The organism is Aeromicrobium phragmitis, assembly GCF_003674095.1.
GTDB classification, from domain to species: domain Bacteria; phylum Actinomycetota; class Actinomycetes; order Propionibacteriales; family Nocardioidaceae; genus Aeromicrobium; species Aeromicrobium phragmitis.
Map to the genome: position 1 here is coordinate 256,651 of NZ_RDBF01000001.1, position 23,083 is coordinate 279,733.

Here is a 23,083-nt window from a genome sequence, read left to right on the forward strand (position 1 = left end):
GAGGCGACGTCGCGTCGCGTGGTCGCGCTCCGTGGCGGCTGTGCCCTCACCGCCACGGCTTCATCGTCGCTAGTCGCGCGCCGGCGTGATGAGCGTCAGTAGTGTCACGGCCACGCTGGTCACGACGGCGACGACGCCCAGAACCGCGGTCGCGAGCAGCAGATCCTGCCACGAGTGTTCGGGCCGTACGCCGAGCGCGACGAGGATGACGACGGAGCTGATCGCGCCGATGAACGACGCGAGGCCCGACAGGACCACCGGGCCCCGGCGACCGCCGACCGCCACCGATACCGCGCCGGTCCAGGCCAGCACGACGAGAAGGGCGGCGAGCACGTCAGCGGGCCGGTGCCATCCGGCGACGATGGTCGACAATCCCGTCAGTCCGATCGCCGCGGACCCGATCACGGCCATCAGCGGGCGAATCACCGCCGGGAGGACGAGCAGCAGCGCCGCGACCGCGCTCACCACGACGGTGGTGTGACCGCTGGGCAGGCTGTTGTGCACCCCGAGCCCGAGGTTCGGACGATCGAGCACGTCCTTGAGTAGCTGGGTGGTGACGTTCGATGCCCCGATGATCGCGACCGCGCCGACGGCGAGGGCGAAGCGCCGGCGCACCACGGCGATGGCGACACAGCCGACGGCGACGGCGAGGATCGCGCCGAGCGAGACCCGTCCCAGTCCGCTCAACAGTGTCAGTTCCGTGGTGTTGTTGGCCGTGACGGCGTTCATCGCCGCGTCGTCGACGAGTTGACCGGTGGACGACGCGAGTGCCGTCGCGACGAGGGCGCCCAACCCCAGAATCGCCAGGACCGCGACGATCGCCGCGACACCATTGACCCTGCCGCGACGAGCGGCCGATCGCGTAGGCTGCACGGGAGTATCGACGGACATGACTCCACTTTGCCGCACGGAGCCGAACGCCGACGTGCGCACACGCGGATCGCCCCGAGAGCGGCCCAGGCCACCGCCAGACGTGGTGCAGGTCGTTCGAGGGGCCGCTGGGAAGTCCTGAACCCCGTTACGTGGCGTTCACCGGCACTTCAGCGACGACATGACGCTCATTTTTCGGACCTCGGATCCGTGAGAGCCACGAGGTTGCCCGTATACTTGTCGAGTGACCCAAGCGCCTGAGACCAACAACGCGAGTTCGTCCGGTCAGCCGCAGTCGTACGACGCCAGCAACATCCAGGTCCTCGAAGGCTTGGAGGCCGTGCGGAAGCGGCCGGGCATGTACATCGGCTCCACCGGCGAGCGCGGCCTCCACCACCTCGTCTACGAGGTTGTCGACAACTCGGTCGACGAGGCCCTGGCCGGCTACGCCTCCCAGATTCTCGTCGTCCTGCAGGCCGACGGTGGTGTCCGCGTCGTCGACGACGGCCGAGGGATCCCGGTCGGTGAGCACCCGGTCGAGAAGATCCCGGCGGTCACCCTCGTTCTCACCTCGCTGCACGCCGGCGGCAAGTTCGGCGGCGGCGGATACAAGGTGTCCGGCGGTCTGCATGGCGTCGGCGTCTCGGTCGTCAACGCGCTGAGCACCAAGCTGTACGTCGACGTCAAGACGGACGGCTACCGCTGGACGCAGTCGTTCACGTACGGCGAGCCCGATGGCCAGCTCGAGCGGCACGAGGCCACGGACGAGAAGGGCACGAGCATCACGTTCTACGCCTCGGCCGACATCTTCGAGACCACCACCTACGACTACGAGACGCTCAAGACGCGTTTCCGTGAGATGGCGTTCCTCAACAAGGGGCTCACCATCACGCTGCGCGATGAGCGCGAGCTGCCCGGTGACGACAACCCCGAGGCCACCGAGGGCACGGCTGACGAGCTCGAGCGCGAGGTCACGTTCCGCTACGACGGCGGGCTGGTCGACTACGTCGGACACATCAACACCGGCAACCGGCAGCCCATCCATCCCGACGTCATCAGCATCGAGCGTGAGGACGAGGAGAGCGGGCTGTCGCTCGAGCTGGCGATGCAGTGGAACGCCAGCTTCAGCGAGGCGGTCCACACCTTCGCCAACACCATCAACACTCATGAGGGCGGGACCCACGAAGAGGGTTTCCGCGCTGCGCTCACCACCACTGTCAACCGCTTCGCCGAGACCAACAACCTGGTCCGGAAGAAGGAAGACCGGCTCACCGGCGACGACATCCGCGAGGGTCTCACGGCCATCATCTCGGTCAAGCTCACCGAGCCGCAGTTCGAGGGTCAGACCAAGACCAAGCTCGGCAACACCGAGGCCAAGGGCTTCGTGCAGCAGGTGCTGAACGACGAACTCAGCGCATGGTTCGAACAGCACCCGAACGAGGGCAAGACGATCGTGCGCAAGGCGATGGATGCCGCCTCGGCCCGCCTCGCCGCCCGCAAGGCACGCGACCTCGCCCGCAACCGCAAGGGATTCCTCGGCGGTGGCGGCCTGCCCGGCAAGCTCGCCGACTGCTCGAGCCGCAATCCCGACGAATGCGAGATCTTCATCGTCGAGGGCAACTCCGCGGGTGGATCCGCCAAGGGTGGTCGCGATCCGCGCACGCAGGCGATCCTTCCGCTGCGCGGCAAGATCCTCAACGTCGAGAAGGCCCGCATCGACAAGATCCTGCAGAACGCCGAAGTGCAGGCCATCATCAGCGCACTCGGCACCGGCGTGCACGAGGACTTCGACATCGCCAAGTTGCGGTATCACAAGATCGTCCTCATGGCCGACGCCGACGTGGACGGCCAGCACATCACCACGCTGCTACTGACGCTGCTGTTCCGCTTCATGAAGCCGCTCATCGATGCCGGGCACGTCTACCTCGCCCAGCCGCCGCTGTACAAGATCAAGTGGACCAACGCTCCCCACGAGCTCGCCTACTCCGACCGTGAACGCAACGCGCTGCTGGCCGCCGGCGACGAGGCCGGCAAGCGACTCCCCAAGGAGGCGCCGGTGCAGCGCTACAAGGGCCTCGGCGAGATGAACGACTCCGAATTGTGGGAGACCACGATGGATCCCGAGGGCCGTCTGCTCCGCCAGGTCACTCTGGCCGACGCCGCCGTCGCCGACGAGATCTTCACCGTGCTCATGGGTGAAGACGTCGAGCAGCGCCGCGGGTTCATCCAGCGCAACGCCAAAGACGTCCGCTTCCTCGACATCTAGCCCGATGTTCGGTGGTCGAGTAGCGGGCGAGGGACCAGCCCGCGTACCGAGACCACGCGAGACCAGACCACTCGAACGAGGTATGTGACCCATGACTGACATCCCTATCGAGCACGATCGGATCGAGCCGGTCGAGCTGCACGACGAGATGCAGCGCTCGTACATCGACTACGCCATGAGCGTGATCGTGTCGCGTGCGCTGCCCGACGTGCGCGACGGCCTCAAGCCGGTCCACCGCCGTGTGCTGTACGCGATGTTCGACGGCGGCTACCGCCCCGACCGCGGCTTCTCCAAGTGCAGCCGCATTGTCGGTGACGTGATGGGTCAGTACCACCCGCACGGCGACAGCGCGATCTACGACACCCTCGTGCGCCTGGCGCAGACGTGGGTGATGCGGGCGCCGATGATCACCGGTCAGGGCAACTTCGGCTCCCCGGGCGACGACCCGGCGGCCGCGATGCGGTACACCGAGTGCAAGCTCGCGCCGATCGCCATGGAGATGGTCCGCGACATCGAGCAGGACACCGTCGACTTCAAGCCCAACTACGACGGCCGGTCGCAGGAGCCGTCCGTCCTGCCGGCGCGGATCCCCAACCTGCTGGTCAACGGCTCGGCCGGCATCGCGGTCGGCATGGCCACCAACATCCCGCCGCACAACCTGCGCGAAGTCGCGGCCGGCGTGCAGTGGGCGCTCGAACACCCGGACGCCTCGAACGAGGAACTCCTCGAGGCGCTCATGCAGCGCATCAAGGGCCCGGACTTCCCCACCCATGGGCTCATCGTCGGCACCAAGGGCATCGAGGACATGTACCGCACCGGCCGCGGTTCGGTGACCATGCGCGCGGTCGTCACGATCGAGGAGGACACCAAGGGCAAGATGCAGCTCGTCGTCAGCGAGCTGCCCTACCAGGTCAACCCCGACGCGCTCATGCGCAAGATCGCCGACCTCGTCAACAGCGGCCGCCTGCAGGGCATCGCGGATCTGCGTGACGAGTCGAGCTCGCGCGTCGGCCGGCGCATCGTCATCGAGGTCCGCCGCGACGCGGTCGCGCGCGTGGTGCTGAACAACCTCTACAAGTTCACCGAGCTGCAGAGCAACTTCAGCGCCAACATGCTCGCGCTCGTCGACGACGTTCCGCGCACGCTGACCCTCGACGGCTTCGTCCTCAACTGGATCCACCACCAGATCGAGGTCATCCAACGTCGTACTCGCTACCGCCTCCGCGAGGCCGAGAAGCGGGCCCACGTGTTGCGCGGCCTGGCCAAGGCGCTCGACCACCTCGACGAGGTCATCGCCCTCATCCGCCGCAGCCCGACGGTCGAGGAGGCACGCGAGGGTCTCAAGTCGCTCCTGGCGATCGACGACATCCAGGCCGGCGCGATCCTCGACATGCAGCTGCGTCGACTCGCCGCCCTTGAACGTCAGAAGATCATCGACGACCTCACCAAGATCGAGGCCGAGATCGCCGAACTCAAGGCCATCCTCGCGAGCGAGTCGCGTCAGCGCGAGATCGTCAGCGAGGAGCTCGCCGAGATCGTCGACAAGTACGGCGACGATCGGCGGACCAAGATCATTCCGGCCGACGGCGATCTGTCCGACGAGGACCTCATCCCCGACGAGGAAGTCGTGGTCACGATCACCAAGGGTGGCTACGCCAAGCGCACCAAGACCGACCTCTACCGCGTGCAGAATCGCGGCGGTAAGGGCGTGCGTGGCGCATCGCTGCGCGGTGAGGACTCCGTGGCGCACGTGTTCGCCACGACGAGCCATCACTGGATCCTGTTCTTCACGACCGCGGGCCGGGTGTATCGCGCCAAGGCCTACCACCTTCCCGAGGGCGGACGGGACGCGCGCGGCGGCCACGTGGCCGGGTTGCTGAGCTTCCAGCCCGAGGAGGAGATCGCGAAGGTTCTCGCCATCCGCGACTACGAGCAGGCTCCGTATCTGGTCCTCGCGACCAGGAAGGGCCTCGTCAAGAAGACTCGCCTCGCCGACTACAACAGCCCGCGACAGGCCGGTGTCATCGCGATCAACTTCCGTGATCCCGAGGACGAGCTCATCGGTGCCGAGCTGGTGTCGCCCGAGGACGACATCTTGCTGATCAGTCGCAAGGCCCAGTCGATCCGCTTCCCGGCGACCGACGACCAGTTGCGGCCGATGGGTCGCGCGACGTCGGGGGTCACCGGCATGAAGTTCCGGCCCGACGACGAACTGCTCTCGATGACGGTGGTCAAGGCCGGCGCCGACGACGAGGACGATCCGCTGTACGTCTTCACCGTCACCGACGGCGGCTACGCCAAGAAGACCCCGATCGACGAGTACCGGGTGCAAGGTCGTGGCGGTCTGGGGATCAAGGCCATGCAGATCACCGAGAGCCGCGGCGAACTCGTCGGCGGTCTCGTGCTCCGTGACAGCGACGATGTCATCAGCGTGACGGCCAGCGGACAGGTCACTCGCAGCCTGGTGTCCGGCGTTCCCTCCAAGGGTCGTGGCACGATGGGGGTGAGCTTCGTCAAGTTCAAGGGGGACGACCGGGTGGTCACGATCGCACGGAACACCGAACTGGTGGCCCAGAACGAAATCGAGTCGCAGGCCGACGAAGCCATGACGTCGATCGACGAGGGGCAGACCAGTGACTGACAAGCCGCAGGGCGAGCGTCCGGGCCAGGGTGAGGCGCCCACGCAGCAGATGCCGCGTGTGCCGAAGGACGAGCCGAAGGCGGAGACGCCCGCGACTCAGGAAGCCTCCAAGCCGGGCGCGGAAGCGGCGGAAGCGGCGGACAAGCCCACCAAGGCTGCCAAGCCGGCCAAGGCTGCGCCGTCGTCGGCGAGCAAGCCCGCGTCGCAGAAGCCCGCGAACCCGAAGTCCGGCGCCGGGTCCTCGCAGGAGCCGAGCGTGTCGGCTCGCCAGCCGCTGAGTCGTCCCGCAGGCGGCGGGACCTCCGCGACCGGCGGACCGCGCAAGCCGCTCAGCGGACTGAGCAAGGACGAGTACACCCGGACCACCCAGGAGGGCCCGGACACCACGGCCGTCATTCCGGCGGTCAAGGACGACGGGCCCACTCCTCAGTCCAAGGGCGAGGGGGCGCCGCGCACGACCAAGGCCACCGCACCGTCGGCGAAGAAGCCGGCCCCCGCGCCGGTGAAGAGCGAGAGCTCGACGTCGGCCGTGCAGGTCGAGCCCGACGCCGAACCGGCGGGCCCGGGTCGCGCGTCGCTGCGGCTTCGGTACATCGAGCCGTGGTCGGTCACGCGCCTCGCCTTCGTCGTGTCGGTGGCACTGATGATCGTCGGCGTGGTCGCGGTGTCGGTGTTCTGGGTCGTGCTGCAGGTCACCGGCGTCTGGTCCGCCCTTAACGACAGCGTCGCCAACATCCTCAGCGACGATGCCGGCGGATTCGACATCACCGAGTACTTCGGGTTCGGCCGTCTCATCGGCCTGACGCTCGTGCTGTCCGCCCTGAACGTGGTGTTCATGACCGCGCTCGCCACGATCGCGGCGCATCTGTACAACCTCGCCGCCCAGATCCTCGGGGGCATCAAGCTCACCTTCGCCGACGAGCGCAGGTGAGCCGCACCCCCGCCACGACGGCGTGTGGACGCGTACGGTAGAGTTCATCGCTGTTGCGGGCCTATAGCTCAGCTTGGTTAGAGCGCTTCCCTGATAAGGAAGAGGTCGCTGGTTCAAGTCCAGCTAGGCCCACCGCCCACGAAGGGAAACGACATGAAGAAGCTCCTCGTCATCGTCGCCGCGGGTGCCGGCGTGTTCGCTCTTCTGCGTCGCCGCTCGGCACAGCAGGACCCCTGGGCGCAGGCCAGCGATCGGGTGGTCTGATCCAATCTTGGGGCTGTGGCGCAATTGGTAGCGCACCTGCTTTGCAAGCAGGGGGTTAGGGGTTCGAGTCCCCTCAGCTCCACCACGCGGCGATCTTCCTCCTGAGGGCGTCCATCCCGATTGCTTGCGCCAGACGATCGGCGGCCCCTGGGCCACAAAAGGTATGACGTCGGGCAGTGTCACTCGCTCTCAGACCGTCTTCTCCGCGCACGTGATGCAGGTTTGCGCCGCGGGCCGAGCCCGGAGACGTTCGCGGGAGATGGGTTCGCCGCAGTACTCGCAGCGACCGTACGAATCTTCGTCGATCTTCCTCAAGGCCGCCTCCACATCAGCGAGATGCCGCACGGCCGCCCCGAGAAGTGCGCTCGTCTGTGAGCGTTCGAAGGCGATCGTCGTTCCCTCCGGATCGTGCTCGTCGTCGGTCGCGCTGAGCTCGGAGTCCTCGACGATCGAGGTGAAGTCCCGCCCGAGGGCGCGGATACGGGCGGTGGTTCGCTCGTGATCGACGAGGAGGATCGCCCGCGCGTCGTCGAACTCGACGAACGAATCCTGATCCCGCTCCGGGGTTTTTCCGTCCATCGCGTCTCACCTTTCGTGGCTCCTAGCCCGTCCACCGTGCGACGTCGGTGTGAGGATCGGTCGAAGTCGATCCCGCTGCGGTGCTCGTGACGCCGAGGTATATCGTCTCGCGAATGCACGTCAGCACGCAGCAAGCGGGGGATGGTCGGAGCATGTCGTTGGCTCCTCGACGGTTGGGGATTCGATGACGTCCGTCCGCGAAGCCGTCGTCGGCGATCTCGACGCGGCGGCACGTACCCTGGCGGCGGCCTTCCACGGTTACCCGTGGACCGATTGGATCCTCCCCCCGGACGATCACGACGAACGCCTGCGTGAGGTGCAGCACCTCTACCTCGCGCACCTGGCGATGCCGCACGGTCTCGTCATGGTGACCGGCGATCTGGCGGCCGTCGCCGCGTTCGTCCCGCCCGGTGCTTCCCTTCCCGGTGAGGCGGAGCGGCGCGTCGTCGAACTCCACGGCGACCGCATCGCCCGACTCGCCTCGGTAGAGCTCCGTGCTCCGGCCGACCCCGGAGCCTGGACGCTCGCGACCGTTGGTGTGCGTCCCGACCAGCAGGGCCGTGGACTCGGCAGCGCCGTCTTGCGCGCCGCCCTCGATCTCCTCGACCAACGCGTCCGCGTTGGCATGCACCTGGAGACGTCGGATCCGCGCAACGTCACTCTGTACGAGCGCCACGGGTTCGTCACGTCGGCGGTGACAACGATCCAGGATGGGCCGACCGTCTGGAGCATGGAGCGTCCCCGTCCGGCCTAGCGTGCTCGAACTGTCCTTCGCAGCACCAGGTGCGCGATCACACCGGCCACCAAGGCCCAGAACGCTGCGCCGATCCCCCATACGCTGATGCCGGAGGCAGCGACCAGGAAAGTCACGATCGCCGGCTCGGCGCGATCGGCTGCCGTGAGCGCCGCCCGCAGCGAGCCCGCCAGCGTGGTGAGCAACGCGAGGCCGGCGGCGGCCGCGACGAGGCCGGGGGGCGCCGCGACGACCACCGCCGTGAGCAGTGCCGCCAGCGGGGCGATGACGACGTACGTGGTCCCGGTCGTCACGGCGGCGACCCAGCGCTTCGACGGGTCCGGTCCTGCTTCTGGGGAGGCCGAAAGCGCGGCGCTGATCGCGGCGAGGTTGATGGCATGGCCGCCGGCGGGCGCTCCGCCGATCGTTCCCACCCCGGTCACCAGCATCGCGGCTCGCCACGGCGGCCGGTAGCCGAAGCTGGTCAGCACGGCGGCGCCAGGGACGTTCTGAGCCGCCATGGTGACGAGATAGAGCGGGACCGCGAGGCCGACGACCGCGCCGATCGAGAAGGTGGGCATGGTCCACGCCAGGCCCGGCCATACGGCCCCAGAACGATCGTCGCCGGCCAGCACGGCGAGAGTGAGCGCGACGACGAGCGCGGCGGGAGAGGCCCAGCGCGGGGCGAGCGCCGCGAGGAGGAGCCACGTGAGCACCACCGGCGCCAGGAGTAGCGGGCGCTCGGCGGTGGCGGTGACGGGAGCAAGGCACAGCGGGACGAGGACACCGGCTAGCATCGCCTGGGCGATCGAGGTGGGGATGGCGCGAACGAGATCGGCGAGCTGTTTGATGGCGGCGGTCGCGACGACCAGCAGGCCGACGACGAGGAAGGCGCCGACCGCCGCGGGCCACCCGCCGTCCACCATTCCCGTGGTGGCGAGGAGCGCCGCTCCGGGTGTCGACCAGGCCAGGGTGACCGGCACCCGATACCGCAGCGCCAGCAGGATCGTCCCGAGCCCCTGAGTCACGCAGAGGATCAGCAGACCGGACGCCGCCTGCGACGCGGAGGCGCCGACGGCGTCGAGGCCGGCGAGTACCACGGCGAAGGAACTGGTGAAGCCGACGGCGGCGGTGACCAGCCCGGCGACGATCGCCGCCCTTCTCTCCTCCTGCACATCCGGAGCGTAGCGGTCCGACATCGCCCTGGACACAAGAACGTCATACGCCCGGCGGCCTCCAGGCCACCGGGCGTATGACGTCAGGAACCGGTCAGCTCGTCGAGCCGGGGCGCGGCTCGTCGATCACCGTCTCCTCGAGTTGTTCGTCGATCGCGTCCTTGGTGTAGGCCGCGGAGGCATCGCCGCGAGCCGACTGTGACTGCGCGGCCTCGGCGAGATCCTCGGCTGCGGTCTGCGCTTCGTTCGCGCTCTGCGCTGCCTCCGCACCGTCGACCTCACCGAACGCCGCTTCGGCATCGGCGCGGGCAGAATCGGCCTGAGCCTCGGCTGCGAGGTCATCGGAGCGGTTCCAGGTCTCGTTGGCCTTGGCTGCGTCCGCATCCCCCGCGTCCCCGGGATCCTCCGAGGCGAAGTCAGCCGCGCTCTTGACCTTGGACGTCATCGCGCTCGCCGCATCGTTCGCGGTCTCGGCGACCTTGCCGCTCACGTCGCTGGCCACGTCGGCAGCCTTGTGACCGGCGTCCGAGGCAGCATCACGGGCGGCGCTCTGCACGGTGTCGACCGTGCTCTGCACCGGCTCAGAGCTCCACAGCTTCTCGGCCTGGGCCTTGATCTGCTCGTAGCGCTCCCGGCCGGCCTTCGTGCCGAGGACGTAGCCGACGGCAGCCGCCGCCAGCAGGGTCAGCTTCTTCACGGTCGTTCACTCCTTCGGATGGACAGGTTTCCATTCTGGCGCGCCTCACCGGAATCCTCATGTCGAGACCGGCGGCGGTGACATCGCCCAGCGGATGCCGCTCGTGACCGTGAGGCCCGCGGCGCGAACGGCCGTCGCTTCGACGCCCGGCAGCCACGGAAGGCGCAACGGCCAGCGGGCCCAGCGTGGCAGGAGACCGATCGCGGCCGCGCTGAGGAGCCCGTAGGGAGCCCGCACGGCGATCGGCACGGGTGGATGGACGATCAGGAACCGTGCGGCGGCGCGGGCGGCCGCGGTCGAGGCGAGTTCAGGCCGATACGACGCGAGGACCGCGTCGAGTTCGCCGACGGTGCGCGGCACGTCCTCGGCTCCGAGCAGCTCTGCCGTGACGGCCGCCTGGGCCACATACGTGTCGCGTTCGGCCGGTGTCAGTGGCCGGGACCCGTATCGATCATGGGCCCGTAGGAACGAATCGACTTCGGCGACGTGGACCCACCGCAGCAGATGAGGGTCGCTGGCCTCGTATGGTCGTCCGTCCGGCGTCGTCCCGCTGATGTGGGCGTGCACGGCACGCACGATCGCGATGGCACGATCAGCCTGGTCGATCGGCGCGAAGGTCGTCTCGGCGAGGAAGCCGCTCGTGCGGTGCAACCGACCCCACGGATCTCCACGGAAGCCTGAATGCTGATCGACGGCGGCCATCGCCAGCGGGTGGAGCGACTGCAGCAGGAGCGCCCGAATGCCGCCGACGAACATCGACGCGTCACTGTGCACGCGCCAGATCGGGTCGGCGGGACCGAAACGGCGCGGTCCCGCCGACCCGTGGATGCGGTCGCGGCGAGCCGGGCCCTCGTCACCGGCGACGCGCGCGAAGATCGCGGCACCGACGCGGGACCGCACGGCTTCGAGGGCGTTCATGTCCCGAGCATAGGCGGCATTTCCTGGCCGGATACCCTTCTGATATGAGCCATGACGCGCACCTCGTCGATTACGATCCCGAGATCGCCTCGCTGCTGGACGCCGAGCTGAAGCGTCAGCAGAGCACTCTCGAGATGATCGCCTCGGAGAACTTCGCCCCCGTTGCCGCCCTCGAGGCGCAGGGCAGCGTGCTCACCAACAAGTACGCCGAGGGTTACCCCGGTAAGCGCTACTACGGCGGATGCGAGTTCGTCGACGAGGTCGAGCAGATCGCGATCGACCGGCTCAAGCAGCTCTTCGACGCCCAGTACGCCAACGTCCAGCCGCACTCGGGCGCGTCGGCCAACGCCGCGGCCCTCCACGCGCTCGCGAGCGCCGGCGACACGATCCTCGGCCTCGATCTGGCCAACGGCGGCCACCTCACGCACGGCATGAAGCTCAACTTCTCCGGCCGCCTCTACAACGTCGTGCCGTACCACGTCGTGCCTGAGACCGGACTCGTCGACATGGACGAGGTGCGCTCACTGGCTCTCGAGCACCGCCCGCGCGTCATCATCGCCGGCTGGTCGGCCTACCCGCGCCAGCTCGACTTCGCCGCGTTCCGCGCGATCGCCGACGAGGTCGGCGCCAAGCTGTGGGTCGACATGGCGCACTTCGCCGGACTCGTCGCAGCCGGGCTCCACCCGAGCCCGCTGCCGCACGCACATCTGGTGACCACCACGACGCACAAGACGCTCGGCGGCCCCCGCGGCGGCGCCATCCTCACCAACGACGAGGACGTCGCCAAGAAGATGCGGTCGGCGGTCTTCCCCGGCCAGCAGGGCGGCCCCCTCGAGCACGTCATCGCGGCCAAGGCCGTCGCGTTCAAGATGGCGCTCGAGCCGGAGTTCAAGGACCGGCAGGAGCGCACCCTCGAGGGTGCCCGGATCCTCGCTGAGCGTCTCCTCGCTGACGACGCCAAGGCCGCCGGTATCCAGGTACTCAGCGGTGGCACCGATGTGCACCTCGTGCTCGTCGACCTGCGCAACTCCGAGCTGGACGGACAGCAGGCCGAAGACCGCCTCGACGAGGTGGGCATCACGGTCAACCGCAACGCCGTCCCGAATGACCCGCGGCCCCCGATGGTGACGTCGGGCCTGCGCATCGGCACGCCGGCGCTCGCCACGCGTGGCTTCGGCGCCGAGGAGTTCACCGAGGTCGCCGACATCATCGCGGCGGCGCTTCAGCCCGGTGACGTGGATGTCGAGGGACTCCGTCGGCGCACCGCCGCATTGGCCGACCGCTTCCCCCTCTACCCGGGTCTCAAGCCGTTCACCGCCTGACCCTTGGCCGCCGACCGTCCCCCTTCGACCCTCCGGCTGTGGCTGCGGCCGTCGATGCTGGGTATGCACGCCTTCGCGATCGTGGCCTTCGTGGTCTGTCTGGTCGCGGGCGCGTGGCAGTTGGGTGTCTACGACGCTCGGCAGGAGAGTGAGCGCGCGGACCGGCAGGAGGTGCCCACGAAGCCGCTCGACGAGGTCTGGGGTCCGGACGAGATCTTCACGGCGCGCCAGCAGATGCGGCCGGTGACCATCACCGGTGAGTTCCGCCCCGCCGAGGAACAACTGTGGGTGACCGGTCAGGAGCACGCGGATGCCGGAGTCGGTGCCTGGCTCGTCGCGCCGGTCATGGTCGACGGATCGGCACTGTTGGTCGTGCGGGGGTGGGCACCGGAGCCCGAGGGATTCCCCGAAGTGCCGAGCGGCGCCGTGACTTTCGACGGAGTGCTGCAGCCCTCGGATGAAGCGGCCGGCCGGTTCGATCCGGACAGTCGCACGATCGGTTCGGTGCGGATTCCTACGCTCATCAACGAGCTGCCCTTCGACCTGTGGTCCGGGTACGCGCTCGCCGACGACGACTCGGTCGTACCTCCAGGGCTGCGTGCCCCGAATCTGCCGGAGCCCGACGTCTCGTGGACCGCCGGCGGCCAGAATCTCGGCTACAGCCTGCAGTGGTGGGCGTTCGGGGCGTTCGTCGTCTTCATGTGGTGGCGGATGGGCCGCGAGTCGGTGGAAACGGCGCGAGAACGGTTGGACCGCGGCGATACCCTGGCGTCGTGAACGACCGGCTCTTGCGCGCGTATCAAGTCATGGCCACGATCGTCGGCCTCAATCTTCTCGTCGTGATGGCCGGTTTCCTCGGCAAGCTGCTCACCGATCCGGGCTCGTTCTGGCACCGTCACCAGGACACGTTCCTCATCATCGACCAGGTTCACGGCTTGCTGTTCATCGTGCTCGTCGTCCTCGTCGCCAAGCTGACGCTGCGCCAGAAGTGGAGCTGGGGCTACATGGTGAGCATCCTGCTGTTCGCCTGCATCCCGCTCGTCTCGTTCTGGTCCGAGCGCCGCACCACGCACCGCGTCCAGCGCGAGGCGACCCCCGCCCCCGCTGCGGTCTGACGCGCCCCCGTGAGGGATCACCAGGCCCGTAGGGAATCGATCACTCGCCGCGGAAGGTGGCGTTGCCGGGGCCGTCGGTGAGGAAGGACTCCATGCCGTGCTGGAGGTCGGCGGTGTCGAAGAGTGCGGACGCGATGGACGTGGTCGCCGCATTCGCTGCAGTCACCCCACCGGCTTCGTACTGACGCAGGATCTCCTTGGCGGCGCCGAAGGCCTTGGTCGGCCCGTCCGCGAGGTCGGCGACGAATCGCTCGACTTCGGCGTCGAAGTCGCCCGCCGCGAACACGCGGTTCACCACATTCCACCGTTCCAGCGTCGCCGCGTCGTACTGCGTGCCCGTGAACACGAACTCCTTCGCGCGAGCGACTCCGGCTCGCGCCGCGAACCGCTGAGTCCCGCCCATCGTCGGGGTCAGACCGATGACACGCTCGACGAGCCCGAAACGCGCCTTGTCGCTCGCGAGGAGCACGTCACATGCGAGCGCCACCTCGAGGGCCCACGTCAGGGTCAAGCCGTGTGCGGCGAAGATCGTCGGTACCGGGAGAGCGGCCACCCGCTCCGGAAGCTCCAGCATCCGGTCGTAGAGCTCCTTGGTGGCTTCGCGGGACTTCCGAGCATGGAACTGCGCCACGTCGACCCCGCCGGAGACGACCTTGCCTTCGGCCCGGATGACCAGGGCGCGAGGCAGGTCGGCGTCGATCGCGTCGAGGGCCCGGTCGAACTCCTCGTGCAACTCCAGCGAGTAGAGGTTCAGCGGCGGCGCGGAGAAGACGAGGGTGGCGATGCCGCCCTCGCGGTCGACGTGGACCGTCACTGCTGGACGCCGGCCGGAGCGGTGGACGGATCGTACGAGCCACCCTTGTCGGCCGTTGCCTTGCGGTACACGATGACACCGGTCGCGACGAGGCCGGCGAGGACGAGAAGTCGACGAGCAGACATGCCCCCACCGTAGCGGGATGTGCTTGTCCTCACGTGGGAAGATAGGAGAAACCCCCCGAAAGGACTCGCAGTGCCCCTCACCGCCACCCTCCACACCAACCGCGGCGATATCGTGCTCAACCTGTTTGACAATCAGGCGCCCGTCACGGTCGAGAACTTCGTCGGCCTCGCCGAGGGAAGCAAGGAGTGGCTCGACCCCTCGACGCAGCAGGTCACCAGCAAGCCGCTCTACAACGGCGTCGTCTTCCACCGCGTCATCCAGGGCTTCATGATCCAGGGCGGCGACCCGCTCGGCAACGGCACGGGCGGCCCCGGCTACGAGTTCGCCGACGAGTTCCACCCGGACCTGCAGTTCGACCGTCCTTACCTGCTGGCCATGGCCAACGCCGGCCCGGGCACCAACGGTTCGCAGTTCTTCATCACGGTCGGACCGCAGCCGCACCTCAACCGTCGCCACACCATCTTCGGTGAGGTCGCCGACCAGGCGAGCCGCGACGTCGTCGACGCCATCGCCTCCACGGCCACCGATCGTTTCGATCGTCCGGCCGAGGATGTCGTCATCGACTCGGTCACCATCAGCCGGTCGTGACGCAGCCGCCGCCGCACCGGTGCTACCGGCATCCCGATCGTGATGCCTACATCCAGTGCCAGCGCTGCGAGCGGTTCATCTGCCCCGACGACATGCGTGAGGCGTCCGTCGGGTTCCAGTGTCCCGAGTGCGTGGCTTCGGGCCGTGCGTCGGTGCGCCAGCCGCGAACGGCGGCCGGTGGCGCGATCTCACTGAACGCCGGCGCCGTCACCACGGTCATCATCGGCCTCAACGTGATCGTGCACGTCCTGGCGATGCTGACCGGCGGCTCCCGCGGTCCGGTCTTCCGCGAGGGTGCGATGGTGGGCGTGGAGGTGGCCTACCAGGAGGAGTACTGGCGGCTCCTCACCTCGGCGTTCCTCCACGGCAGCCTGCTCCACCTCGGGTTCAACATGCTGGCCCTGTATCTGTTCGGCCCGTTCGTCGAGGGGATTCTCGGCCGCTGGCGGTTCATCGCCACGTACCTGACCCTGGCCGTGTCCGCCTCGGCGTTCGTGTACTGGCTCGCCTCGCCGATGACGGCGACCATCGGCGCTTCGGGGGCCGTGTTCGGCATGTTCGGGCTGGCGTTGATCTTCCTGATCCGCCAGCGCCAGAACATCACCGGAATGCTCGTGCTGCTCGCCATCAACGGCCTGATCAGCCTGCAGGCGGGCATCAGCTGGCAGGGGCATCTCGGCGGGTTCCTCACCGGATGCGTACTCGGCGCGGTCTTCGCCTGGGCACCACGAGAGCGCCGGACGTTCGTGCAGGTGACGGCGTTCGCGGTCCTGTGGATCGTCATCGTCGCGGCGGTCGTGCTGCGATCACTGGAGCTGGTGCAACCCTTCATGCCCGTTCCGGTGGGCTGAGAAAGCAAATCACACTCGTGTAGTTATCCACAGCTGTGTGCACACGTGTGGAGAGTTACAGGCGTGTTATTCACACGCTTACCCCCAGGGGTGGACAAGCAGAAACGGCGACGGCGCGTACGAGAGATCCGTACGCGCCGTCGCCGTTTCGAGATGGGAGGGCTCGACTCACTCCCACTTCATGGCGAAGCCGAAGGCAGCCACGATGAAGCCCATGCCGATGGCCAGGTTCCACTGGCCGAGGTCGGAGTACCACGGGATCGTGATGTCGGTGGAGCTGATCGTGTAGAACACCACGATCCACACGAGGCCGATGACAGCCGAGATCACCATGGCTGGTGCAGCCCAGCGGTTGCCGATCTTCTGCGGCTTGGGGCCCTGGGTCTCCTTGTTGCGTCGTCGCACGGTCGTTCTCCCGGTGGTCGCTACGGCACACGGCCGTTCTGAATTCTCGACTAGCCTAGTGCGCATGGCCGAGCATGAGGAGCCCGGGAGCGCACGGCGATCGCGCAAGGGCTGGCACCTGGCGGTGTTGGCCGTTTCCGTGGCGTGCGGATTCTTCTTCGTTTCGGCCAACGTGAGCTCGGCCGGGCTGGATCTGCGGCCGGCCGGCGGCGACATCAGCACGGTGCTGAGTGACCGCGCGCGAGCCGTCGAGCAGCGGCAGCAGCGAGCTGCGGAGCTGCAGGAGGACATCGACGAGCTCACTCAGCAGGTCTCCTCGACCCGAGATCTAGACGAGGCGCGAGCGCACGTGCACGAGCTCGAACCCCGCAGCGGCTTCTCCCCCGTCGTCGGTCCGGGCGTGCAGATCACGCTGTCCGACGCACCGCGCGACGTGGAGGTCCCCGACGGGCTCGATCCGAACTTCCTCGTCGTGCACCAGCAGGACATCCAGGCTTTCGTCAATGCGCTCTGGGCCGGTGGTGCCGAAGCCATCACGTTGCAGGGACAGCGACTCATCTCCACGACGGGAATCAAGTGCGTGGGTAACACCGTGGTCCTCGACGGTGTGCCGTACTCGCCGCCCTATGTCATCGAGGCGGTGGGAGACCCGTGGGAACTGACGGGTGCCCTCGACGACTCGGCCGAGGTCGCGACCTACCGCGATTGGGCCGACCGCTACGAACTCGGGTACGAGCGCAAGGTATTCCGGGAGGTGAACGCCCCGGCGTACCAAGGGTCGCTCAACCTCCAGCACGCCGAGGTGCTCAACTGAGCGGAAGGCTCAGTCCAGACCAGGCGGGGTCGTCGGCGCATTGCCGTTGCCGCCGCCGTTCCCCCCACCGTTGCCGTTGCCGTTCCCGTTTCCGTTGCCCTCGTCCTCGTCGCCGTCGTTCGTCGACACCGTCAAGGTGATTGTCGAACCTGGCGCCACCGACGTACCCGCTGTCGGGTTCTGAGCCGTGACCTGGCCGGCAGGCGCGGAGGAGTTCGGGTCCTCGTTCACCACGACCTGGAACTCAGCGCCCTCGACGCCGGCGAGTGTCTGCTCCGCCTGCTGACGTGTCTGGCCCACGACGTTCGGGACGGAGACCTGGCCGCGCGAGACGATGAGCGTCACGGTGGACCCGCGCTCCACGGAGGTGCCGGCCGGCGGGTTGGTGTTGAGGACGCGACCGGCGGGCTGCTCGCTGTCGGCTTCCTCGACTTGGACCACCAGGCCGTACCGCTCCCCCTCCAGCAACGACTTCGCCTGGTCGAGCATGTAGTCCGAGACGTCGGGCACCTGTACCTGCTCGGGTCCCGAGCTCAGCACGAGGTCGACGGCCGTGCCCTCCTCGACGGAGGTCCCTTCTTCGGGATCGCTTCGGATGACGCGGTCCTGAGGCACGTCGCTACTGGCCTCGGAGGTGACGTCACCCAGGGTGAGCCCGGCCTGCTCGAGCGCGCGTTGCGCGCTCTGCTCGTCCATTCCCTGTAGTCCCGTCGGGACGTCGACCATCGTCGGCGCTGGCTCGTCCTGGCTCGTGAACGCCCAGACGAGCGCACCGGCGGCTAACAGCGCGACGAGAAGCACCGCGGCGGCGATCCACCACTTCTTCTTTGACGACCTCTCTTCGTCGTCGGTGGCCGCGGCTGCGGCGGGAATCGTGGAGGTCGCGGCCGCCGGCGCGACAGCGGTGCCGCCGAGCGCTTGAGTGGTCTGGGTGGGTGCGTCGACGCTGCCACCGGCCAGCACGTGGTCGATGTCCTTGCGCATGTCGGCGGCGCTCGAATACCGGTCGTCGACGCGTTTGGCGAGCGCCTTGGCGATGATGTGGTCGACTTCGATCGTGACCTCGGGGTTGAGCTGCGAGGGAGGCGTGGCCTCCTCGCGCACGTGCTGATAGGCCACCGAGACCGGGCTGTCGCCGACGAACGGCGGGCGGCTGGTGAGCAGCTCGTACAACACGCAGCCGGTCGAGTAGATGTCGCTCCGGGCGTCGACGGTCTCGCCCCGCGCCTGCTCGGGCGAGAGGTACTGCGCCGTGCCGATGACGGCCGCGGTCTGTGTCATGGCCGAGGATGAGTCGGCGATCGCCCGGGCGATACCGAAGTCCATGACCTTCACCTGACCGGCCGGGGTCAGCATGATGTTCGCCGGCTTGATGTCACGGTGGATGATGCCGGCGCGGTGGCTGTAGTCGAGGGCGCTGAGGATGTCGGCGGTGATGGACAGCGCGCGTTCGGGCATGATCTTGCGCCCGTCACGCATGATGTCGCGCAGCGTGCGCCCCTCGACGAGCTCCATCACGATGTAGGGGATGTCGTTGCCGTGGACATCGGGCGCTTCACCCGTGTCGTAGACGGCGACGATGGAGGGGTGGTTCAGCGACGCCGCGGACTGGGCCTCGCGGCGGAACCGCTCCTGGAAGGTCGGATCGGCGGCGAGGTCTGCTCGCAACTGCTTGATGGCGACCGGGCGTCCCAAGCGAAGGTCGCGTCCGATCCGCACCTCCGCCATGCCGCCCCGCCCCAGCAGGCCACCCATTTCGTAGCGGTCGCCCAGCGGGACGGTGGGGGTCTCGTCCGATTCGGTCATGCTGTTCAGTCTCCCAGAGGGTGAGTTGGGTCGGGGAAGTCCGGGGTCACCGGAGGACGGCTTCCATGACGGAGCGCGCGATGGGACCGCCGAGGCGTCCGCCGCCGATGTCTGACGTGTCGCCGGTGACGGCCTCCACGAGCACCGCGACGGCGACCTGCGGGTCGTTGGCCGGGGCGAAGCTGACGAACCAGGCGTACGGGGGCCGGTCCGCGGCCGACTCGGCCGTGCCCGTCTTGCCCCCGACCTGGACGCCGGGGATGGCGGCCGGGCCGCCGGTACCGCTGTCGACCACCGAGACCATCATGTCCCGGAGCATGGCCGCGTGCTCCGGGCTCATCGCCTCGCCGAACTCCGAGGGTTCGGTCTGCTCGAGCACCTCCAGGTTGGGTGCCCGGAGGGTGTCGACGATGTAGGGATTCATGACGACGCCGTCGTTGGCGATGGCCGCGGCCACCATGGCCATCTGCAGCGGTGTCGCGGCGACCTCGTACTGGCCGATGCCGGTCTGCGCCAGCTGGGTGTCCTCAAGACCCTCGGACTGCGCGCCGACGACGCGGCTCCGCTCGTACGCCAGCCCCTGGAGCGGATCGGCCCCGAAGCCGAAGAGCTCGGCCTGCTCGACGAGTGCGTCTTCGCCGACCTGGTTGGCCAGATCGCCGAACGACACGTTGCAGGAGACCTCGAGGGCCTGACGCAGCGAGATCGGATCGCCTCCACAGTCGCTTCCGCCCTGGTTGGGGAGCGTGTACTGCTTGCCGGGGAACGTCAACTCCGCGCCGCCCTTGACCTCGGAGTCCGGGGTGAGGTTGAGGTTCTCCAGTGCCGCCGCGGCGGTCACCAGCTTGAACGTCGAACCCGGCGGCAAGGTGAGCTGCGTGGACCGGTTGAGCATCGGCTGGTTGGGATCGGCAGTGAGCTGGTCCCAGGCGTCCCGGGTGGCCGAGAGGTCGTGGCTGGCGAGCGCGTTGGGGTCGTAGGTCGGCTGGCTGACCATCGCGAGGATCTCGCCCGTCTGCGGGTTGATCGCGGCCACCGCTCCGCGCGTGCCCTCGCCGAGGTCGCGCAGGCCCTCGGCCGCCGCCCGCTGGGCCACCGGATCGAGTGTCAGCTCCACGCTGCCCCCCTGCGGCTCCTGGTTGCCCAGCAGATCCACGACCCGGTTGACGAAGAGCCGGTTGTCCGACCCGGAGAGGATGCTGTTCTGGCTCCGCTCGAGGGCGCTCTGCCCGTAGATGTAGGAGAAGTAGCCGGTGACCGGCGCGTAGAGTCCTGCCTCCGGGTACTGGCGCTGGAAACTCCAGCGGTCGTCGGTGGGGACGCTCTCGGCGACCGGTGTGCCGTCGACGAGGATCGCCCCCCGCTCACGGCTGAACTCCTCGTCGATCACCCGCCGGTTGCCCTCGCGGGCGTTGAGGTCATCGGCTTGCACGACCTGCAGCACGTTGGCGTTGACGAGCAACGCCGCGAACATCAGCAGGCACGCGATGGAGAGCAGTCGGATCGGCTTGTTCACAGCTTCACCACCTGAGTCTGTTCGTCGCTGCCCACGCTCGAGGTGGGGGGCGCCGGCCGGCGCGTCTGGTCACTGATCCGCAGCAGCAGCGCGATGATCGCCCAGTTCATGACGATCGAGGACCCGCCTTGCGCGAGGAACGGCGCGGTGAGGCCGGTCAGCGGGATGAGCCGGGTGACGCCGCCGGCGACGATGAACACCTGGATGGCGAACGACATCGTGAGACCGATGGCGAGAAGCTTGCCGAATCCGTCGCGACAGGTCAGCGCGATGCGCAGGCCACGTTCGACGATGAGCCCGTAGATCAGCAGGATGGCCATGAGCCCGGTCAGGCCCAGTTCTTCGCCGAGCGAGGCGAGGATAAAGTCCGAGAAGGAGAACGGCGTGAGTTCGGGGCTGCCTTGTCCCCACCCGCGACCGATGAGCCCGCCGTGTGCCAGCCCGAACAGGGCGCTGACGATCTGCATGTTGCGGTCCGGGTCGGCGAACGGGTCGAGCCAGGCCTCGAAGCGGACACGGACGTGGCCGAACGCGGTGTAACCGAGCCAGGCGCCGAAGGCGAACAGCAGGCTGCCCACGACGAGCCACCCCGGCCGCTCGGTGGCCACGAACAGGACGACGACGAACAGGCCGAAGAACAGCAGCGACGACCCGAGATCGCGCTGGAACACGAGAATGCCGACGCTGATCAGCCAGCCGAGGAGAATCGGCCCGAGGTCGCGGCCGCGGGGCAGGTCGATGCCGAGGATGCGTTTGCCGGCGAGCGCCAACACGTCGCGCTTGACCACGAGGTAGCCGGCGAAGAAGATCGCCAGACAGATCTTGGCCGCCTCGCCGGGCTGGAAGCTGAACGGCCCGAGGCGGATCCAGATGCGAGCGCCGTTCTGCTCGTGTCCGATACCCGGGAGCAACGGCAGAATCAGCAGCACGATCGCGGCCAGGCCGAAGGTGTAGGTCAGTGCTTGGAGACGGCGATGGTCGCGCACGATGACGAGTACCGCGGCGAACGCGACGATGCCGACGAAGGTCCAGACCACTTGGCTGCCGGCGAAGGCGCCGCGCTCCGGATCGATCGCTTGGCGACCGAGGTCGAGCCGGTGGATCATCACCAGGCCGAGACCGTTGAGGCACAGCACGAGGGGCAGGAGGATCGGGTCGGCGTAGGGCGCGAACCGGCGCACGGCGAGGTGGGCGCCGATGGCGGCCAGGACGAGCCCGCCGATCAGTGCGTAGGTGTCGGACGGGATCGTGCCGGAGACGCCCAGGCCGACGGCGATGTAGCCGAACACGCCGATCGCGACGGCCATGACGGTGAGGGCGAGTTCGGCGCCGCGGCGGCGGCGCGGCACCCAGGTCGGTGTGCTCACGGTCGTGCCTCCTCCGGACTCGGCGTCGGCGAGGGGCTCGCACTGGGACTGGGGCGCGGCCGGTCGACGGCATCCTCGAGATTGGCGACGATCTGATCGGCCTCGGCCCGGCTGGCCGCGCTGATACCGGCCTCGACGCGGCCCTGCTGATAGTCGGGGAGGTCGTCGACGGTGATGTCGGTGACCTCGTGCACGCGGCTCAACGTGACGCCGGGGAGTTCGGCCTTGACACCGCGATAGATGGCGACCTTGCCGTCGTCGTCGGCGACGTAGTACTGCTGCTGGCTCCAGTCGTAGGCCCAGTAGGCCGCGCCTGCGGCGAGCGCGAGCAGGACGACCGCGCCGAGCACCCAGCGCAGCGCCCGCCAGCGGCTCGGTGGCCTGGGGGCGTAGCGCAGTTCCTCGGGGTCGGGCTCTCCGTCCTGCGGGGTGGTCGACAGGCCCGCACTGTCGCGGGTGGCCTCGATCTCGTCGGCGCCGCGGGGACGCGGAGCATCGGCTGCGGCGCCGACGATCTGCGGTGCACCGTCGGCGCACGCGAGTTCGGGATCGGCCTCGGCCTCGGCGTCGACGAACTCGGCGATCACGACGGTGACGTTGTCGAAGCCGCCGGCTTCCAGCGCCAGTCGGACGAGCTCGGCGGCGACCATGTCGATCGTCTCGAGCCGCATGGTGCGCTCGATCGTGGCGTCGTCGACCATGTCGGTGAGCCCGTCGCTGCACAGCAGGTAGCGGTCGCCGGCCGCCGGCTGGAGCCAGGAGAGGTCGGCGTCGTTGTCGTCGCGACCGAGGATTGCCCGCAACAGCAGCGAACGGTGCGGGTGGACGCGCGCCTCCTCGCTGGTGATGCGGCCTTCGTCGACGAGGCTCTGCACGAAGGTGTGGTCGGTGCTGATCTGGGCGAGACGGCCCTCGCGGAGGCGGTACACGCGGGAGTCGCCGATGTGCGCCCACGCGAGCTTCTCGCCGTCCCAGACCATCGCTTCGAGCGTCGTGCCCATGCCCTCGACCGCGGGGTCGTCGGCGATCAGCTCGCCGAGCCGGGCGTTGGCGTGGTCGACGGCGATGCCCAGCGCGCTCAGGGCGTCGGTGTTCTCCAGCTCGCGGTCGAGCTCTTGGCGGATGACGCGCAACGTCTGGGACGAGGCGAGGTCGCCGGCAGCGGCTCCCCCCATGCCGTCGGCGATGACCAGGAGCCGGTCACTCGCGTACCCGGAGTCCTGGTTGTTCGAGCGTCGCAGACCGGTGTCGGTGAGCGCGACGTAGCGATAGGTGAGGGCCATCT

General features: G+C 68.4%; 23 protein-coding genes and 2 tRNA genes. 13 read left to right on the forward strand and 12 right to left on the reverse strand.

Annotated elements, in window-relative coordinates; all coding sequences use genetic code 11:
- Positions 1-69: 69 nt before the first annotated feature.
- Complete coding sequence (locus D9V41_RS01190) at positions 70-891, reverse strand: phosphatase PAP2 family protein (protein WP_121792701.1); 822 nt, start codon at positions 889-891, stop codon at positions 70-72.
- Between the two features lie 223 nt (positions 892-1,114).
- Between D9V41_RS01190 and gyrB the strand changes: the two genes are divergently transcribed.
- The 6 genes from gyrB to D9V41_RS01215 all read left to right on the forward strand — a co-directional run bounded on the left by gyrB (position 1,115) and on the right by D9V41_RS01215 (position 7,057).
- Entirely contained in the window at positions 1,115-3,136 is a 2,022-nt protein-coding gene (gene gyrB, locus D9V41_RS01195) for a DNA topoisomerase (ATP-hydrolyzing) subunit B (RefSeq protein WP_121792702.1), read from the forward strand.
- A 91-nt stretch (positions 3,137-3,227) separates the two neighbouring features.
- Positions 3,228-5,777, forward strand: coding sequence for a DNA gyrase subunit A (gene gyrA, locus D9V41_RS01200; protein ID WP_121792703.1), 2,550 nt, complete (start codon positions 3,228-3,230; stop codon positions 5,775-5,777).
- Entirely contained in the window at positions 5,770-6,708 is a 939-nt protein-coding gene (locus tag D9V41_RS18260; RefSeq protein ID WP_243697110.1) for a DUF3566 domain-containing protein, read from the forward strand. The genes gyrA and D9V41_RS18260 overlap by 8 nt, the downstream gene beginning before the upstream one ends.
- Before the next feature lie 57 nt (positions 6,709-6,765).
- Positions 6,766-6,840 (forward strand) — tRNA-Ile (locus tag D9V41_RS01210).
- A gap of 21 nt (positions 6,841-6,861) precedes the next feature.
- Positions 6,862-6,972 carry a DLW-39 family protein gene (locus D9V41_RS18420; protein WP_243697111.1) on the forward strand — a complete coding sequence of 37 codons (111 nt, stop codon included), beginning with the start codon at positions 6,862-6,864 and terminating at the stop codon, positions 6,970-6,972.
- Positions 6,973-6,981: 9 nt separating this feature from the next.
- Positions 6,982-7,057 (forward strand) — tRNA-Ala (locus D9V41_RS01215).
- Between the two features lie 104 nt (positions 7,058-7,161).
- On the opposite strand, the gene D9V41_RS01220 is transcribed toward D9V41_RS01215, so the two are convergent.
- Entirely contained in the window at positions 7,162-7,551 is a 390-nt protein-coding gene (locus tag D9V41_RS01220; protein ID WP_121792704.1) for a TraR/DksA family transcriptional regulator, read from the reverse strand.
- A gap of 184 nt (positions 7,552-7,735) precedes the next feature.
- On the opposite strand from D9V41_RS01220, the gene D9V41_RS01225 reads away from it, so the two are divergent.
- Positions 7,736-8,305: a GNAT family N-acetyltransferase gene (locus D9V41_RS01225; RefSeq protein WP_121792705.1), complete on the forward strand. Its 570-nt coding sequence runs from the start codon at positions 7,736-7,738 to the stop codon at positions 8,303-8,305.
- Here D9V41_RS01225 and D9V41_RS01230 read toward each other — a convergent pair.
- From D9V41_RS01230 to D9V41_RS01240, 3 genes are all read right to left on the reverse strand, one after another.
- The gene (locus tag D9V41_RS01230; protein WP_243697112.1) at positions 8,302-9,459 is read right to left on the reverse strand and encodes a benzoate/H(+) symporter BenE family transporter; all 1,158 of its coding nucleotides are present in this window, start codon (positions 9,457-9,459) and stop codon (positions 8,302-8,304) included. The genes D9V41_RS01225 and D9V41_RS01230 overlap by 4 nt on opposite strands.
- 94 nt (positions 9,460-9,553) lie before the next feature.
- Positions 9,554-10,156 carry a hypothetical protein gene (locus tag D9V41_RS01235; protein ID WP_121792707.1) on the reverse strand — a complete coding sequence of 201 codons (603 nt, stop codon included), beginning with the start codon at positions 10,154-10,156 and terminating at the stop codon, positions 9,554-9,556.
- 57 nt (positions 10,157-10,213) lie between these two features.
- Positions 10,214-11,074: an oxygenase MpaB family protein gene (locus D9V41_RS01240; RefSeq protein ID WP_121792708.1), complete on the reverse strand. Its 861-nt coding sequence runs from the start codon at positions 11,072-11,074 to the stop codon at positions 10,214-10,216.
- Between the two features lie 44 nt (positions 11,075-11,118).
- On the opposite strand from D9V41_RS01240, the gene glyA reads away from it, so the two are divergent.
- From glyA to D9V41_RS01255, 3 genes are all read left to right on the forward strand, one after another.
- Positions 11,119-12,396, forward strand: coding sequence for a serine hydroxymethyltransferase (gene glyA / locus D9V41_RS01245; RefSeq protein WP_121792709.1), 1,278 nt, complete (start codon positions 11,119-11,121; stop codon positions 12,394-12,396).
- A 63-nt stretch (positions 12,397-12,459) separates the two neighbouring features.
- Complete coding sequence (locus D9V41_RS01250; protein ID WP_166375850.1) at positions 12,460-13,173, forward strand: SURF1 family protein; 714 nt, start codon at positions 12,460-12,462, stop codon at positions 13,171-13,173.
- Positions 13,170-13,511: a DUF3817 domain-containing protein gene (locus D9V41_RS01255; RefSeq protein ID WP_121792711.1), complete on the forward strand. Its 342-nt coding sequence runs from the start codon at positions 13,170-13,172 to the stop codon at positions 13,509-13,511. The genes D9V41_RS01250 and D9V41_RS01255 overlap by 4 nt, the downstream gene beginning before the upstream one ends.
- A 40-nt stretch (positions 13,512-13,551) precedes the next feature.
- Here D9V41_RS01255 and D9V41_RS01260 read toward each other — a convergent pair whose 3' ends face one another.
- Positions 13,552-14,325, reverse strand: coding sequence for an enoyl-CoA hydratase/isomerase family protein (locus D9V41_RS01260; protein ID WP_121792712.1), 774 nt, complete (start codon positions 14,323-14,325; stop codon positions 13,552-13,554).
- Positions 14,322-14,450: a hypothetical protein gene (locus D9V41_RS18560; RefSeq protein WP_279432324.1), complete on the reverse strand. Its 129-nt coding sequence runs from the start codon at positions 14,448-14,450 to the stop codon at positions 14,322-14,324. Before D9V41_RS18560 ends, D9V41_RS01260 begins: the two co-directional genes overlap by 4 nt.
- A gap of 70 nt (positions 14,451-14,520) precedes the next feature.
- Here D9V41_RS18560 and D9V41_RS01265 point away from each other — a divergent pair, with 70 nt between their 5' ends.
- Both D9V41_RS01265 and D9V41_RS01270 read left to right on the forward strand, forming a co-directional pair.
- Positions 14,521-15,039 (forward strand): peptidylprolyl isomerase, encoded by a 519-nt coding sequence (locus D9V41_RS01265; protein ID WP_121792713.1) that lies wholly within the window; start codon positions 14,521-14,523, stop codon positions 15,037-15,039.
- Positions 15,036-15,890, forward strand: a complete 855-nt coding sequence (locus tag D9V41_RS01270; protein ID WP_121792714.1) for a rhomboid family intramembrane serine protease — start codon at positions 15,036-15,038, stop codon at positions 15,888-15,890. Before D9V41_RS01265 ends, D9V41_RS01270 begins: the two co-directional genes overlap by 4 nt.
- Positions 15,891-16,058: 168 nt before the next feature.
- Here the strand turns inward: D9V41_RS01270 and D9V41_RS17660 are convergent, their stop codons facing one another.
- Complete coding sequence (locus D9V41_RS17660; RefSeq protein WP_166375851.1) at positions 16,059-16,295, reverse strand: cell division protein CrgA; 237 nt, start codon at positions 16,293-16,295, stop codon at positions 16,059-16,061.
- 64 nt (positions 16,296-16,359) lie between these two features.
- On the opposite strand from D9V41_RS17660, the gene D9V41_RS01280 reads away from it, so the two are divergent.
- Positions 16,360-17,109: a DUF881 domain-containing protein gene (locus D9V41_RS01280; protein WP_166375852.1), complete on the forward strand. Its 750-nt coding sequence runs from the start codon at positions 16,360-16,362 to the stop codon at positions 17,107-17,109.
- 9 nt (positions 17,110-17,118) lie between these two features.
- Here D9V41_RS01280 and pknB read toward each other — a convergent pair whose 3' ends face one another.
- The 4 genes from pknB to D9V41_RS01300 are packed head-to-tail and all read right to left on the reverse strand — an operon-like array spanning position 17,119 to position 23,081.
- Positions 17,119-18,915 (reverse strand): Stk1 family PASTA domain-containing Ser/Thr kinase, encoded by a 1,797-nt coding sequence (gene pknB / locus D9V41_RS01285; RefSeq protein ID WP_121792716.1) that lies wholly within the window; start codon positions 18,913-18,915, stop codon positions 17,119-17,121.
- Positions 18,916-18,961: 46 nt separating this feature from the next.
- A complete protein-coding gene (locus D9V41_RS01290) occupies positions 18,962-20,431 on the reverse strand; it encodes a peptidoglycan D,D-transpeptidase FtsI family protein (RefSeq protein WP_121792717.1) in 1,470 nt (489 codons plus the stop codon).
- Positions 20,428-21,798 carry an FtsW/RodA/SpoVE family cell cycle protein gene (locus tag D9V41_RS01295; protein WP_243697113.1) on the reverse strand — a complete coding sequence of 457 codons (1,371 nt, stop codon included), beginning with the start codon at positions 21,796-21,798 and terminating at the stop codon, positions 20,428-20,430. The genes D9V41_RS01290 and D9V41_RS01295 overlap by 4 nt, the downstream gene beginning before the upstream one ends.
- A complete protein-coding gene (locus tag D9V41_RS01300) occupies positions 21,795-23,081 on the reverse strand; it encodes a PP2C family protein-serine/threonine phosphatase (protein WP_121792718.1) in 1,287 nt (428 codons plus the stop codon). The genes D9V41_RS01295 and D9V41_RS01300 overlap by 4 nt, the downstream gene beginning before the upstream one ends.
- Positions 23,082-23,083 lie beyond the last annotated feature (2 nt).